Genomic DNA, 15,282 nt, shown 5'->3' with positions numbered 1-15,282 from the left:
GACGCTCCCTCTCTTACGGTGGCTGTCAAACACCACCATTCTGGCACATCGATGCCGTCGAGGGGGCGTCCACCCCATCACTATCGCCCGATAAGCCGCGGCGGTCGCAGCGAAGCTCATCGATGCGCGGATCAGCAAACGTGTCCGGTGCTGTCCCGACCGCAAGCATTGGCCGCTATCCCGGAGCTGGAACAAAAAAAGCCCGCTGCCGGGAGGAGGTGGCAGCGGGCTCGATTTCGAATACGGCACGGGAGGAGGTGTGCCGCACTCAGCGTCGGCATCGCATCTGGGAGGAGTAGATGGCCGACACCTGCGAAACTATCGATTGCCCAATGATTCGGCAACCACAAAAGTTGCATAGGTGATGTGCAGATTTGCGGTATCAACCGAATTTTAACCATCGAGGCCCGAGCGACCATCGCCTCGCGCGACATCACTGCACCGGGACATTTTCCTTGAAGATCAGGCGCGGCTCGATAAATTTTCGCGTCAGATAGGGCGCCGACGAGGCGATCGAGCCGAGCAGGCGAATGACCGACTGTTCGGCAATCAGCCGCGCATTCTGGTCGATGACGACGTCGAGCAGATCGTCGACGAGATAGCCGCGCGTCTCGCGCGTCAGATCATGGCAGATGAACACCGGCTTCGTCTGCGGCCTGACTTCGAGCAATGCTTTTGCCACGCCCGAGCGCCCGGCGCCGATACAGTAGATGCCGAGCAGCTCCGGCTCGCTGTGCAGCGCCTTCATGGTCGCGGTATAACTGGCCTCCGGCTCATCGTTGATCTCAACGGCGCTTGTGACCGTCAGATTGGGGAACTCCTCGCCGAGCACGGAGCGAAAGCCCATCTCGCGTTCCTCATGGCCGCGGTAGGAGCGTGAGCCGACGACCATCGCCAGATGGCCCTGGCGGCCGCCGAGGAACCGTCCCATCAGCAGCGCCGCGGTGCGGCCAGCCACCCGGTTGTCGATGCCGACATAGGCCGAGCGGGGCGCACCCGGAACATCGGACACCAGCGTGACCAGGCGGATGCCGGCCTCGACGATCTCGCGCAAGGTGTTGCGCGTTCTCGGATGATCGATGGCGATGACGCCGACGCCGTTCGCCTTGAGCGAGAGGTTTTCGACGGCCGCCTGCAAGGCGCTCGGCGAGATGCCGGCGAGCTTGTGGATGCGGCAGGAGGCGACCAGCGGCAGGCGCGCCGCATAATCCTCGATGTGCCTGGCCAGATCGGCCATGAAGGCATTGCTGCCGATCGGCAGGAAGAATTCGAGATGCGCCGGCCGCGAGGGCAACGCGACCTGGTCGACAACCGGCAGATAGCCGAGCTGCTTGGCCGCCTCCATGACGCGCTGCCGGTTGGCGGCACTGGCCCCCGGCCGGTTGTTGAGCACGCGGTCGACCGTCGCCGTCGACAGGCCGCAGCTCCTGGCAATATCCGAAACGGTGGCTTTCATGTCGCAACCATGTGGCGATGCGATCCAGTGCCTCGACGATCAGCCCGACCCCCGGCTGCTCAGCCGGGCCGTTGCGTGCCCTCGACCAGCGCGTCATGGATCTCCTTGTCCGACATGCCGGTGATGACGCGTTCGACTTCGGCGACGCTGGTCTTCTTCGGGTCAATATCGTCGGCGACCACCTTACCGCGGCGCATGACGACGATGCGGTCGACCACCTGGAAGACATGATGGATGTTGTGGGCGATGAAGATGCAGGAATGGCCGGAATCGCGGGCGCTGCGCACGAAGCTCAGCACGCCTTGCGTTTCGGCGACGCCGAGATTGTTGGTCGGCTCGTCGAGGATGATGAGGTCGCTGTCGAAATGCATGGCGCGCGCAATCGCCACCGCCTGCCGCTCGCCACCGGAGAGCGAGCCGATCGGCGTCGTCGGCGGGATGTTCTTCGAGATGCCGACCTGCTTGAGCAGGTCGCGGGCAACCACGTTCATTGCCTCCTGGTCCATCCGATTGAGGAAGCGCGGCGGCTTGATCGGCTCGCGCCCGAGAAACAGGTTGCGGGCGATCGACAGCTGCGTCACCAGCGCCGAGTCCTGGTAGATCGTCTCGATGCCATGCGCGATGGCGTCGCTGGTAGTGCGCAAATTCACCTTCTTGCCGCGGATGAAGATATCGCCGCTGGTCAGCGGGACCGCGCCCGACAGCACTTTGATCAGCGTCGACTTGCCGGCGCCGTTGTCGCCGAGCAGGCCGACGATCTCCCTTTCGTTGACATGGAAATTGGCATCAACCAGCGCCTGCACGCGGCCATAGGACTTGCGGATATTTTCCATGCGGACAAGCGGTTCGGCCATGGTTCAAGTCCCTGCCTGATGCCGGCGTTCCAGCCATGAATGGAGCGCCATCATGCCGAGGATGATGGCGCCGATGAAAATATTATAGGCAAGGCCCGGCACACCGATCAGCACGATGCCGTTGCGCATCACGCGCAGGATCAGGATACCGAGCACCGTGCCGATGATTGTGCCGCGCCCGCCTGTCAGCGCCGTGCCGCCGATCACCACCATGGCGATGACTTCGAGCTCGTAGCCGGTGCCGCTGTTGGGGTTGGCCGCCGAGGTGCGCAGCGAGGAGATGACCCCGGCAAGCGAGGCCAGGATCGACGACAGGATGAACAGGCCGATCTTGACACCGCTGACATTGACGCCGCGCGCCCTTGCAGCACTCGGGTTGCCGCCGGCTGCCTGGATCCAGTTGCCTGTCCGGCTCTGCGTCAGCACGTAACCGAGCGCGATTGCGGCGGCGATGAACCAGAACAGCGACATGTAGATACGGAACGGCCCGATGAAGAAATCGCCGACCAGCGCTTCCGCCAGCCAGCTGCCCTCGGCGCTCCAGGTCCGCTGCGGAAACCCGTTGGTGACGAACAAAGCGGTGCCGCGCACCACCAGCAGCATGCCCAGCGTCACCAGGAAGGACGGGATCTTGAGCTGCGTCACGAACCAGCCATTGACCAGTCCAATGAACGCAGCGACCACCAGCGCAATGACGAAAGCGGCTTCCAGCGAGGCGACGCCGCTGTTGAACAACGTCCACATCAGGACCGGCGAGAAGCCGAACACCGAGCCGACCGAGAGATCGAATTCGCCTGATGTCATCAACAGCGTCATCGCCAGCGCGATCAGCCCGAGCTCGACCGTGAAGGCCAGCGTGTTCGAGATGTTTTGCGGCGACAGGAAGTCGTGGTTGATGCCCCAGAACACGGCGATCTCGATGACAAGCAGCACGAACGGCCCGAACTCGGGCCGCGCGATCGAGCGTTGGATAAGAGAACGATTTTCCACCTTGGACCCGCGATAGGATTGGATTTGGCCGCGACCGCAACCGGCTTCGGCGGAATGATGAGACAGTCACGGCCGCCGAAGCGGCCGTGACCAACTCGATCGCGGATTTATTTGCCGGACAGGATCTTGTCGTAGACTGCCGCGGTGTCCTTCTCGTAGAGCGCGCCGGTGATCACGTCGAAGCCGGGCGGAATACCGCTCGCCGCCATGTTGGCGAGCGAGAGCGCGACGTAGCTGGTCGCCTGCGGATCCTGCCACTGCGCGGCATTGACGTAGCCGTTCAGCACTTCCTGGGTGGTGTCGAGCGAGTTGCCCCAGCCGACGACCGGGATTTCGCCCGGCTTGACGCCGACCTGGTCGAACACCCGCTTGATCGAACCGGTGACAAGGTCGCCGAGGCCGATAACCGCCTTGACCTTGGCCCTGTTGGCGGTGAGGTAATCGACCATGCGGTTGATCACTTCGGCCTGGTCGAGCGTCGCTTCGGTGATTTCATAGGTGATGCCGAGCGGCTCGAACACGCTCTTGATGCCTTCCTCTTCCTGGACGCCATAGGTGGCGCCGGGAATCTCGACCGGCATCCAGACGAAGTCGCCCTTCTTCACAAGGCCCTTGTCGACCAGATACTGCGCCCAATGTTTGCCGAAGGTGACGTTGTCGCCGCCGACATAGGCGTTGAAGTCCGCCTTCGGGTCGGGCGTGTTGAAGTTGATGATCGGGATGTTCGCCGCCCGCGCTTCCTTGGCGATCTCCACAAGGCTGCCCGGATCAGGGCTGGTCGTGGTGATGCCGTCGGCCTTGGCGGAAATCGCGGCGCGAACAGCCTCCTGCTGCGACGCCACGTCGCCATTGTGGAACGACGTGTTGACGGTGTTGCCGGTGTCCGCCGCCCATTGCTTGGCGCCGGCAAGGAAGTAGGTCCAGACCGGATCGGCCGGGCCGCCATGCGAAATCCAGTAGAACGTCTTGGCCTGTGCCGCGGCCGGAATGGCCAGGGCCACCACCAAGCCAAGTACAAGCAGTCTTAGCCTCGTCAGCATTTGATTTCCTCCCATTTGAACCGAACTCCTCCTCCGACGACGATCGCGGCCAAAAACCGTGCGCGGCCAAAGCCGTGATCGCATTTGCCAGCGTCGACCTGGGCGCATTAGAGCATTCCCTTTTTCGATCGATGGCAAGCCTCGATTGCCAATGGACGTTGGCGCAAGGCACCGCGCCATCAGCAATCCCATCAGATTGCATCAGTTTGGCTGATATTTTCCAGGCGGGCGACGATCGGCCTTGCGACCGTCATGCAATGCTGCGCGGCGGCGCGCCGAGCACGGATTGCTCTAGGTCGATAAGCGTCCCGGTCATCAGCCCGGAGGCGTCGCTGAGCAGGAACAGCGTTAGCTGGGCGACTTCGTCCATGGTCAGCAATCGACCAAGCGGCAGGCCGGCGGCGGCAATCTTTGCCCAGTTTTCGCCCTTGCCCAGCCTGCGCGCCTGCATCTCTTGTTCGGCCGGCGTCGCTACCCAGCCCATGTTGATGCCGTTGACGCGGATGCGATCGGAAAGATGCGCGTTGGCAATGTTTCTGCTCAGCGTCGAAAGCGCGCCCTTGGTTGCGGAATAGATGGCAAGGTCCGGCGCACCGCAATGCGCATTCACCGACAGTATGTTGACGATGGCGCCCGCCGCCCGCCGTGTCTTCATGTCGGCTACGGCCGCCTGCATGAGGAAGAACGGCGCGCGCGCATTGACGGAAAACAATCTGTCCCAGTCGTCGATTGTGCCAGTTTCCAGCGAGGCCCGGTCGGTGAGGGCCGCGGCGTTCACCAGACAATCGATGCGGCCGAGTCTTTTGATCGCTTCCGCCATGACAGCTGCAGGCGCGGCCGGATCTCCAAGGTCGGCCTGGATGAAGACGACGGGCCGGCTTGGTCGTGAAAGCTCTTCGGCGATGCGTCTGCCACGCTCGGCATTGCGGCCGACAATGGCGATCCCTTCGCCGCCGTCGGCTGAGGCCAGCCGGACGATGGTCTCGCCAAGCCCTTGCGTTCCGCCGGTAACGACAAGGGTCTTGCCCTCAAGAGCGACGATCAATGGACTCTCCCGAATGCCGACGAGCAGGTAATTTCCAATCAGAGAATTCTAGAATCTATCGGATGTAGGGTGGGGGACTAGATGAGGTCGGCCCTGGCGAGGTCGCGCATCAGATGGCTGGCGCCGTAGGTCCAGTGTGGGCAGTCGGGCGACAGCCGCACGCGGTTGACCAAGGCGCCGAATTTCTCCGACGAGATGGTGACGATGTCGCCGACCTTGTGGGTAAAGCCCTTGCCTGTTTCGCCCCGATCCTTCGACGGCACGAACATGGTGCCGAGATAAAGTGCCAGCCCGTCGGGGTATTGATGATGCGGCCCCATGGCGGCGGCGACCAACTCTTCCGGCGAGCGGCTGATCTCGGCCATCGAACTGGCGCCCTCCAGCGAGAACCCATCCTCGCCCTCGACCTTCAGGCGTACGATCGCCTGCTTCACGTCGCCAATGGAAAACGTCTCATCGAACAGCCGGATAAAGGGGCCAAGTGCTGCCGAAGCGTTGTTGTCCTTGGCTTTGCCGAGCAGCAGCGCCGAGCGCCCCTCGACGTCGCGCAGATTGACGTCGTTGCCGATCGTCGCCCCGACAATCCTGCCGCTGCTGGCGGCAATCATGGCGATCTCCGGCTCCGGATTGTTCCATGTCGAAACCGGATGCAGGCCGACATCGGCGCCGAAGCCGACCGAGGCCATCGGCTGGCACTTGGTGAAGATCTCGGCATCGGGGCCGATGCCGACTTCCAGATATTGCGACCAGGCGCCGCGCGCAATCAGCTTGGCCTTGATCTCCATCGCTTCCGGCGAGCCGGGCTTGAGCTTCGACAGATCGTGGCCGATCAGCCCGGCGATGTCGGCGCGAATGGCATCGGCCTTTTCCGCCGAACCGCGCGCCTGCTCCTCGATCACCCGTTCGAGCAGGCTGACGACAAAGGTGACGCCAGACGCTTTGATCGCCTGAAGGTCGACGGGGGATAGCAGGTACGGTTTCCCCGGATCGCGCGCTGTCTCGAAACTGTTGGCGGCAATGGCATCGAGCGGGCCGATCGGCCGCCCCTTGGCCGAGCGGACGTGCCTCGCCGGATCCGGCAATTCGCAAACGTCGCGCACGGTCGGCGCCACATTTGACGTGATGTCGAAGACCGTGCCGTCACGCACCGTCACCACCAGCGGATGGGAAGCATCGCTCGCCCTGGCGCGGCCCACGAAGAGGCCTTCGGCGGGCAAATGTGTGGCGTTCGTCATGGCTTACATTTCCTGTTGGCTTGTCCTTCGGCCGCGGCACTTTCAACAAATTCCCGCCAAAGGTCTATCCCGCTTGCAGGGCGAGCTTTGTCAATTCTTTCAAGCGGTCTTCGCATCGCTGGACCTTGATCGAGCCTGACGTGCGCCAATGGCGACGGAAAACGCTCTTTCAAAATAATGAAACCGTCGCTAGGGTTTTCACCTACTGAAATCTCCAGGTGACGCTTGCCCGTACGGTTTTCCGATCCAATCTGGCAGAAGCCGCGGACAGCCACCGCGTTCCAGTCGCTTTTTCCCGCCGGCCAATGCGTCGATGTCGTTATCGTCGGCGGCGGTATCATGGGGCTGTCGACAGCCTTGCACGCTGCCCGGTTCGGCCTTGCCGTCCAGGTGCTGGAGGCCGGCGAAATTGGCAATGGCGCATCCGGCCTGAACGGCGGTCAGGTCATTCCCGGCCTGAAATACGATCCGGATTGGCTGCTGGAGCATTTTGGTCTCGAACGCGGCGAAGCGCTCGTCAACTTTGCCGCCTCGACCGCTGACACCGTCTTCGAATTGATCCGCGACGAAAGACTGGCGGTGCCGTTCGTCCGCAATGGCTGGATCCAGGCGGCGCATACCGAGACCGCGCTGAAAGCGGCGGCAAGCCGGGATCGGCAGTGGCGGGCGCGCGGCGCCGATGTCCGGCTGCTGAGCGCGACGGAGATCGCGACGATGACCGGCGCGCAAGGCTATCTCGGCGGCTGGCTCGATCGCCGCGCCGGTGTCATCGATCCGCTCGCCTACACGTCGGAACTGGCGCGCGTCGCTGTAGCGGCGGGCGTGAAAATCGCCGAACGCCAGAACGTGATGCAGATCAGCCAGAATGCTGGCATTTGGCACGTTTCTACAGAAAGCGGCGCCGAACTCAAGGCCAAGGCGATTGTCCTGGCGACCAACGCCTATACCGGCGGCCTGCTTCCCGGCCTCGCCGAGACGATCGTCCCGCTGCATTCCTTCCAGATCGCGACAGCACCGCTATCGTCCAATCTCGCGGCGGCTATCCTGCCGGAAGGGCAGGCAGTGTCGGATTCGCGCCGCATCCTGGTCTATTACCGCAAGAGTGCCGATGGCCGGCTGGTGCTCGGCGGACGCGGCCGCATGGCCTTGCCGAACGGCCCGGCCGACTGGGCGCATCTGGAGCGCGCGCTGCTGCGGCTTTATCCGGCGCTGTCAGACATTGCCATTGAAAAGCGGTGGTTCGGCCGGGTGGCAATGACGCCGGACCATCTCCCGCATATCCACGAGCCAGAGAAGGGTCTGCTGGCGGTCGTCGGTTGCCAGGGCCGCGGCATCGGCCTGATGACCGCGCTTGGCGAGCGCATCGCCTCCTACCTGTCGAGCGGCGACACCAGGCAATTGCCGTTCCCGGTCTCGCCGATCCGGCCGATTCCGTTTCATGCGTTTCGGCAGGTCGGCGTCGCCGCGACGATCGCCTGGTACCGGATGCTGGACGCCTTCGAACGCTGACGTTCATGCCCAAGCATGAAATAGCTTGACAATTTCACAAATATGAAAAAAGCTTAATCGATTTCAAATTTCGATGGACAGCCGATGTCGACCATCGTCGTAACGCAGTTGCTGCCGGAAACCCGGTCTTCGCCGGCCTTCCGCTTCGCCATGCTGCTGCCCGGCGGGCTGGCCACCTTCTTGCTGATCCTTTTCGCCCTTGGCCTGGTGTTCTTTCTCGCCTTTCGCGGCAATGACGGCTCGCTGCTGGGGGCTGGTTTCACCCTTGCGAATTTCGTCACTGTGGCCACCGATCCGCTGTACTGGACGGTGACGCTGCGCTCGCTGGGTATCGCCGGCCTGGTGACGCTGGCAACCGTCGTCACCGCCTATCCCGTTGCCTACTATCTGGCTTTCCATGCCGGGCGGCGGCGCGGGCTGCTGTTGTTCCTGCTCACCCTGCCGTTCTGGACCAGCTATCTCCTGCGCGTCTTCGCCTGGAAGATCGTGCTTGCCTATAATGGCGTGCTGAACTCGGCGCTGATCGAAAGCGGCATCTGGTCGGAGCCGACATTGGCCTTCCTTAATACGCCGGCAGCGGTCGTCGTCACGCTTGCCCACGCTTATGCGCCGTTCGCCATCCTGCCCATCTATGTGGCGCTGGACACGATCCCGAAATCGCTGCTCGAAGCTGCTTCCGATCTCGGCGCAAAACCGTTCACCAGCTTCCGTCGCATCGTGCTGCCCAATTCGATGCCGGGCGTGCTGGCGGCTGCTCTCGTCGTCTTCGTGCCGACCGTCGGCGATTATGTGACGCCGGCGCTGGTCGGCGGCCCTGCCAGTACAATGATCGGCACACTGATCCAGGCCGAGTTCGGCAAGGCCAATGACTGGCCGTTCGGCGCCGCACTCGCCGTCGCCGTCATGCTGGTCATTCTCGCCGTGGTGCTGGTGGTGCGCTTCGCCGACCGGCGATACGGCAGCCGCACATGAACACGGCGCGCCTGGACGCAAAGCAAGGCGGCGGCTGGCTCGGAGCCTATGTCCTTGCCTATCTGGTGTTCCTGTATCTGCCGATACTGCTGATCCCACTGTTTTCCTTCAACAATTCGATCCAAGCGGCATTTCCGCTGCAAGGCTTCACGCTGGAGTGGTACGGCACACTTTACGGCAATTCGGCGCTGTCCGGTGCGCTTGCCACCAGCCTCGTCATCGGCGCCATTGCCGCCACCGGCGCAACACTCTGCGGCATCACCGTGTCCTATATGGACCTCTACGGTCGCTCGCCGCTGGCCGCCACGATCAGTGCCATTGCGCGGCTGCCGATCCTGATCCCCGGCGTCATCGTCGGCATCTCGCTGTTGATCCTGGTCAATCTCGCCGGTTTCGGGCCGTCGCGCATTGCCATTGTGCTCGGCCATGTGTTGGTGGCGCTGCCGACGACGGTGGTGGTCATGCGCAGCCGCTTCGCCGCCATCCCGAAGACCATCCGTGAGGCAGCGCTCGACCTCGGCGCCTCGGACTGGACGACCTTCAGACGGGTGATGCTGCCGCTCAGCCTGCCCGCCATTATTTCGGCGTTCATGCTGGCCTTCCTGACCTCGTTCGACGAGTTCATCGTCGCCTTCTTCCTTGCCGGCACCGAGCCGACGCTGCCGCTCTATATCTGGAGCCAGCTGCGCTTCCCGAAATCGCTGCCGACCGTCATGGCGCTCGGCACGGCGATCCTGGCCGTGTCGTTCGTCATCGCCGCACTCGCCGAAATCCTGCGCCATCGCGGGCTTGCCGCCACCCGGCGGCCAGCGCCCGCCAGCCTGTCAAAACCAGAAGAAACCGAAAGAGGAGAACTGCAATGGCATTCGACTTGAAATCGATAACGGCAAAGACAGCGAAAACCGGACTGGCTGCCTTCGCGCTGGCGCTTGCATCGACTGCCGCCTTTGCCGGCGACAAGCTGCAATATTTCACCTGGTCGGGCTATGAACTGCCCGACTTCAACAAGAGCTTCCTCGCCGCGCACCCCGATGGTGTCGAAGCCTCGATGTTCGGCGACGACGATGACGCCTTCACCAAGGTCAAGGCCGGCTTCCGCCCCGATGTCGCGCACCCTTGCTATGACAAGGTGGCGCGCTGGAACAAGGAAGGCCTGCTGCAGCCGATCGACACCAAGCGCATCAAGAACTGGGATTCGATCTTCCCGGTCTTCAAGAACCTGCCCGACCTGCAGGCCGGCGACGGCAAGGTCTGGATGGTGCCGTGGGACTGGGGCAATACCTCGATCCTCTACCGCACCGATCTGGTGAAGAACCCGGAAGCCAGTTGGAACCTGCTCTGGGACAAACAATATGCCGGGCGCATGGCGACCATCGATGCCGTCCACGACACACCGGTGGTGGCGGCCCTTCTGGCCGGCGTCAATCCATTCGACATGACACCGGAACAGATGGACAAGGTGGCGGAAAAACTGCGCGAGCAGCGCCCGCTGCTCTCGAACTACACCACCGACATGACCTCGGTCGAACAGGCACTGGCGAGCGGCCAGCTGGTCGCGGCCATGACCTGGAACGCCTCGGCCACCTCGCTGAAGAAGCAGGGCGTGCCTGTTGAGTTCATGAAGCCGAAGGAAGGCATGCTGACCTGGGCCTGCGGTTTCGTCATGCTCAAGGACGCCAAGAACGTCGACCTAGCCTATGACTTCATCAACAGCCGGCTGGAAACGGATTCCGGAAAGTATCTGATCCAGGCCTACGGCTATGGCAGCTCGACCAGCTCGGCTTTCGCCGCTGTGCCGAAGGAGGAGTTGGAGAAACTGCAGCTGCCTTCCGATCCCGAGGTGATGCTGAAGACCACGATCTTCACCGGGCCGATGAAGCAGAATGACGAACTCGCCAAGATGTTCGAGAAGGTCAAGGCAGGCGGCTGAGTTCGCTCTTCCTTCTCCCACAAGGGGGAGAAGGGAAGACCACGCGGCGCCGGCCAAAAATACTGTAACAAGGACGAACGAATGGACATGCTGGACGAAGCGGCTGAGAAGCCGAAGGACGACGCCGACGTCAGGGTCGGCCGGCGCGTGCGGGCGCTCAGGCTGGAGCGCAATCTCTCGCTGGCCGAACTTGCCGCCAAAGCCGGCGTGTCGATCGGTGCACTGAGCCAGATAGAGCGCGGCATGTCGTCATTGCGGGTGCGAGTGATCTGGCCGCTCGCCGCCGCCCTCGATATAGAGCCGTCGGCGCTGATCGCTGACGGCAAGGATGTCGGCAACGATCTTTATTGTGTGCGCGCCAACAGCCGGCGTCAGATCCCGGTCAAGTCGGAAGGCATCGCCAAGGCGCTGCTGTCGCCGCCTGCCGCCACGCTGACCGGCATGCTGGTGACCGTTGACGCCGGTGGCGGCACCGCCGAAGCTTACTCCCATGCCGGCCATGAATTCGGCTTCGTCCTGTCGGGCGAGGTCGAGCTGGTGGTCGATTCGACCAGATACGGGCTGAAGGCCGGCGACAGCTTCGCCTTCAGGAGCACGTTGCTGCATGCCTTCCGCAATCCGGGCAGCGAGCGCTGCCAGATCCTGTGGGTCAACACCACCAAGCCGTCCGAGGTTCGCGATGGCGCCTGATCCGCTCGTCCGGCTGGACAAGGTCTCCAAGATTTTCCCCGGCGGCATCGTCGGGCTCGACGCCGTCGATCTTGACATTGCCCGCGGCGAGTTCCTGACCTTGCTCGGACCGTCCGGCTGCGGCAAGACCACCAGCCTGCGTGTCATCGCCGGCTTCGAGAGCCCGTCGAACGGCAAGGTCCTGCTCGAAGGCCGCGACATCACGGCGCTCAGGCCCTTCGCCCGTCCTGTCAATACCGTGTTCCAGGACTACGCGCTGTTCCCACACATGAACGTTGCCGAAAATGTCGGCTTCGGCCTGTCGCTGCGCAAGCTCTCCGGTGCCGAACAGGCAAAGCGCGTCGGCGCAGCGCTCGACATGGTCGGCCTTGCCGAGAAGCCCGGCGCCCGCGTGTCCGAATTGTCGGGTGGCCAGCGCCAGCGCGTCGCACTTGCCCGCGCCATCGTCTGCGAGCCGCGTGTGCTGCTGCTCGACGAGCCGCTGTCGGCGCTCGATGCGCATCTGCGCGAGCAGATGCAGGTCGAACTGAAGCGGCTGCAGTCGCGGCTTGGCACCACTTTCGTCATGGTCACGCACGACCAGACCGAGGCGCTGTCGATCTCAGACCGCATCGTCGTCATGAACAAGGGACGCATAGAGCAGATTGCGCCGCCGGCGACCCTTTACGACCGGCCCGCCACCAAATTCGTCGCCAGCTTCATCGGCACCATGAACCTTCTGCAGTCGCGCTTTGTCGGCCGCGATGGCGAGCGCTTGCGGTTCGCCGCCGGCGCCCTGCCGCTGGAAGCGGTTTCGGAGACGGGCGAACTGCCTGGCGAGGGCACGGTGCGCACCATCGGCGTGCGTCCGGAGGATCTTTTGGCGACGACCGAGGCCACGGCCGGCACTGTACCGGTGCGGGTGAACAGCATCGTCTTTCACGGCCGCACCTTGCGCCTTCATGCAGAGTTGGGGCAGGGGACACAGGTGGTGATCGACGCGCCGCGCCGGACAGAGGGTTTTCAATTCAGCGTCGGCGACGTGGCGCATATCAGCCTGCGCCGTGGTGCCAACTGCCCTATGCTGCCTAGCTAGTCTCACTCATTTCCACAAAACCGGAGCACGGCCCATGAGCAATCATCTCAATTTTTTCATCGGCGGCAAATGGGTCGGCCCGGTGGTTCCGGCAACGCTGGATGTGATCGATCCGTCCACTGAAGAGGCCTACACCAAAATCTCGGTCGGCTCGAAAGCCGATGTCGACAAGGCCGTGGCTGCAGCCAAGGCGGCATTCCCGGCCTTTTCGCAAACGACCAAGGCCGAGCGCCTGAAGCTGCTGAAGCGTATCCTCGACGTCTACAATGAGCGCTACGAGGACATCGCCCAGGCGGTCAGCCAGGAAATGGGCGCGCCGATCAGGTGGGCGCGCGAGGCGCAGGCCTGGGCGGGCAGGGCGCATATGGAAGCCACTATCAAGGCGCTGGAGGATTACGAATTCAGCGAGAAGCGCGGCACCACCATGGTGGTCAAGGAGCCGATCGGCGTCTGCGCGCTGATTACACCGTGGAATTGGCCGCTCAACCAGATAGTCTGCAAGGTGGCGCCGGCCATCGCCGCCGGCTGCACCGTCATTTTAAAGCCTTCCGAAATCGCGCCGATCAGCGGTATCATCTTTTCCGAGGTGATGGACGCCGCCGGCACGCCGAAGGGCGTCTACAATATGGTGAATGGCACCGGTCCGGATGTCGGCCAGGTCATGGCTGGCCATCCCGACGTAGACATGGTCTCGTTCACCGGGTCGACCCGGGCCGGCATCATCGTCGCCAAGACGGCGGCCGAGACCGTCAAGCGCGTGGCGCAGGAGCTCGGCGGCAAATCGGCCAACATCGTGCTGCCCGACGCTGACTTCGAGACGGCTGTGCGCAAGGGTGTCAACGCCTGCTTCGGCAATAGCGGCCAGTCCTGCGATGCGCCGACCCGCATGCTGGTGCCGGCCGGCCGTCACGACGAGGCGCTGACGATCGCCAGAAAGGCCGCCGAACGGCACAAGGTCGGCGACCCGCGCTCGGAGGAGACCAAGCTCGGGCCGGTGGTCAGCAACGTCCAGTTCGACAAGATCCAGCGGTTGATCGAGGCAGGTATCGCCGAGGGTGCGACGCTGGTCACCGGCGGCCCCGGCCGGCCGGAACACCTCAACCGTGGCTATTATGTGCGACCGACCGTTTTCGGCCACGTCAGGCCTGGCATGACCATCGAGAAGGAGGAGATTTTCGGGCCGGTCCTGTCGGTCATCTCCTACGATGACGATGATGATGCGGTGAAGATCGCCAACGACACCGTCTATGGCCTGGCTGCCTATGTGCAGTCCGGGGATATCGACCACGCCCGCAAGATTGCCAGCCGGCTACGCGCCGGGCAGGTGTCGATCAACTATCCGGAATGGGATACGTTCGCGCCCTTCGGCGGCTACAAGCAGTCCGGCAACGGCCGCGAATACGCCGACTGGGCGATCCACGATTTCCTCGAGATCAAGGGCATCATCGGCTACGGCGCCTGAGCGTTCAACATTGGCATTACGCCAACGTCAAGTTTGTTGCGAGCGTTGGTGCCTCGGCACCGGCGTTCGGTTGAACGGCCACGACGGCTTCGTGGCCGCAATGTGAGTGCGAAGCAGGGTCGCCTCAGATCGTCTTGAGATAGCCGGCCAACTGATCCGCCACCGTGCCCCAGCCGTCGTGGAAGCCCATCTCCTCGTGGCTGTTGCGCGTGGCTTCGTCGCGGTGGATGGCGGTGGCGGTGTAGCGCGTCGTCTCGCCATGCGATTGCAGCGATATGACGGCTGTGATGAATGGGTCGCCTGACGGCCGGTAGCCTGGCAGCAGCGCATCGGTCCACACCAGCCGCTCGTCCTGGACGATATCGAGGTAGCAGCAACGCCTATCGTTGACCTCCTTGCCGTCGGGCGACTGCATGCGGGTGCGGAACAGGCCGCCGGGCCGCAGGTCGATCTCGCAATCGGTGATGATCCACGGCTTCGGCGTGAACCATTGGCGGACATGCTCGGGTCTCGTCAGGGCCATCCACAGCAGTTCTCGCGGCGCCTCGATCGTCCGTTCGAGCGCGAGGTCGAGCTTCGGATCGGGTTGGAACAACGGCACCATATTCATCTGTCTTTCTCCTTGAGTTTCAGCACGTAATCGTCGAACTGGTCGAGACGGCGCTCCCACAGCGCACGCTGCTCGGCCAGCCAGTTTTCCGCGAGCTTCAACGGCTCCGGCGCGAGCCGGTAGGTCCTGACGCGGCCGGCCTTTTCCGAATGCACCAGCCCGCAGCCTTCCAGAACCCTGAGGTGTTCGATGAAGGATGGCAGGGCCATTTCGAACGGCTGGGCAAGCTCGCTGACCGAGGCGGGGCTTCGGTTCAGTCGCTCGACCACGCGTCGCCGGGTCGGATCGGCGAGCGCGCGGAAAATGCCATCGATCGGCGGGGGGCTTTCGGTCTGCAGGCCCGTCATGGTCGTTTCCTTGGCTCAAATTAGCTCGGGAAATAGTTAGGACGATTCCTTACTATTGGCAAGCGCG

The 15,282-nt window shown here is 63.2% G+C and carries 15 protein-coding genes; 7 read left to right on the top strand and 8 right to left on the bottom strand.

The genetic code is table 11. The features are described from left to right. Positions 1–433: 433 nt before the first annotated feature. The 6 genes from NKH59_RS29885 to NKH59_RS29860 form a co-directional block, all read right to left on the bottom strand. Positions 434–1,456, bottom strand: a complete 1,023-nt coding sequence (locus tag NKH59_RS29885; protein ID WP_353023928.1) for a LacI family DNA-binding transcriptional regulator — start codon at positions 1,454–1,456, stop codon at positions 434–436. 59 nt (positions 1,457–1,515) lie between these two features. Then, on the bottom strand, positions 1,516–2,310 hold the full coding sequence (locus tag NKH59_RS29880) for an ATP-binding cassette domain-containing protein (RefSeq protein WP_352473390.1): 795 nt from the start codon (positions 2,308–2,310) through the stop codon (positions 1,516–1,518). A gap of 3 nt (positions 2,311–2,313) precedes the next feature. After that, complete coding sequence (locus NKH59_RS29875) at positions 2,314–3,300, bottom strand: ABC transporter permease (protein ID WP_352473389.1); 987 nt, start codon at positions 3,298–3,300, stop codon at positions 2,314–2,316. A 107-nt stretch (positions 3,301–3,407) separates the two neighbouring features. Then, positions 3,408–4,340, bottom strand: coding sequence for a substrate-binding domain-containing protein (locus tag NKH59_RS29870; RefSeq protein WP_352473388.1), 933 nt, complete (start codon positions 4,338–4,340; stop codon positions 3,408–3,410). A gap of 250 nt (positions 4,341–4,590) precedes the next feature. Then, positions 4,591–5,385, bottom strand: a complete 795-nt coding sequence (locus NKH59_RS29865) for an SDR family oxidoreductase (protein ID WP_353023926.1) — start codon at positions 5,383–5,385, stop codon at positions 4,591–4,593. Positions 5,386–5,462: 77 nt separating this feature from the next. Then, positions 5,463–6,620, bottom strand: a complete 1,158-nt coding sequence (locus tag NKH59_RS29860) for a fumarylacetoacetate hydrolase family protein (protein ID WP_353023924.1) — start codon at positions 6,618–6,620, stop codon at positions 5,463–5,465. A gap of 225 nt (positions 6,621–6,845) precedes the next feature. Between NKH59_RS29860 and NKH59_RS29855 the strand changes: the two genes are divergently transcribed. The 7 genes from NKH59_RS29855 (at position 6,846) to NKH59_RS29825 (ending at position 14,258) form a co-directional block, all read left to right on the top strand. Then, complete coding sequence (locus tag NKH59_RS29855; protein WP_352768846.1) at positions 6,846–8,129, top strand: NAD(P)/FAD-dependent oxidoreductase; 1,284 nt, start codon at positions 6,846–6,848, stop codon at positions 8,127–8,129. 84 nt (positions 8,130–8,213) lie between these two features. Continuing rightward, positions 8,214–9,101 carry an ABC transporter permease gene (locus NKH59_RS29850; RefSeq protein ID WP_353023922.1) on the top strand — a complete coding sequence of 296 codons (888 nt, stop codon included), beginning with the start codon at positions 8,214–8,216 and terminating at the stop codon, positions 9,099–9,101. After that, complete coding sequence (locus tag NKH59_RS29845) at positions 9,098–9,976, top strand: ABC transporter permease (RefSeq protein ID WP_352579425.1); 879 nt, start codon at positions 9,098–9,100, stop codon at positions 9,974–9,976. The genes NKH59_RS29850 and NKH59_RS29845 overlap by 4 nt, the downstream gene beginning before the upstream one ends. Continuing rightward, complete coding sequence (locus NKH59_RS29840) at positions 9,961–11,031, top strand: ABC transporter substrate-binding protein (protein ID WP_352540137.1); 1,071 nt, start codon at positions 9,961–9,963, stop codon at positions 11,029–11,031. The genes NKH59_RS29845 and NKH59_RS29840 overlap by 16 nt, the downstream gene beginning before the upstream one ends. 81 nt (positions 11,032–11,112) lie before the next feature. After that, complete coding sequence (locus tag NKH59_RS29835) at positions 11,113–11,721, top strand: cupin domain-containing protein (protein WP_352978508.1); 609 nt, start codon at positions 11,113–11,115, stop codon at positions 11,719–11,721. Continuing rightward, entirely contained in the window at positions 11,711–12,796 is a 1,086-nt protein-coding gene (locus NKH59_RS29830) for an ABC transporter ATP-binding protein (protein WP_352540135.1), read from the top strand. Before NKH59_RS29835 ends, NKH59_RS29830 begins: the two co-directional genes overlap by 11 nt. Before the next feature lie 34 nt (positions 12,797–12,830). Further along, positions 12,831–14,258, top strand: coding sequence for an aldehyde dehydrogenase family protein (locus tag NKH59_RS29825; RefSeq protein WP_352830770.1), 1,428 nt, complete (start codon positions 12,831–12,833; stop codon positions 14,256–14,258). A 124-nt stretch (positions 14,259–14,382) separates the two neighbouring features. On the opposite strand, the gene NKH59_RS29820 is transcribed toward NKH59_RS29825, so the two are convergent. Together NKH59_RS29820 and NKH59_RS29815 are read right to left on the bottom strand one after the other, a co-directional pair. Beyond that, positions 14,383–14,868, bottom strand: coding sequence for an SRPBCC family protein (locus NKH59_RS29820; RefSeq protein WP_502908725.1), 486 nt, complete (start codon positions 14,866–14,868; stop codon positions 14,383–14,385). Further along, positions 14,865–15,215 (bottom strand): ArsR/SmtB family transcription factor, encoded by a 351-nt coding sequence (locus NKH59_RS29815; protein ID WP_292659938.1) that lies wholly within the window; start codon positions 15,213–15,215, stop codon positions 14,865–14,867. Before NKH59_RS29815 ends, NKH59_RS29820 begins: the two co-directional genes overlap by 4 nt. Positions 15,216–15,282 lie beyond the last annotated feature (67 nt).

The organism is Mesorhizobium sp. M0998 (assembly GCF_040318885.1).
GTDB lineage: Bacteria > Pseudomonadota > Alphaproteobacteria > Rhizobiales > Rhizobiaceae > Mesorhizobium.
The sequence above is the reverse complement of the archived record's forward strand: the minus strand, read 5'-3'. Positions and strand labels throughout refer to the sequence as shown.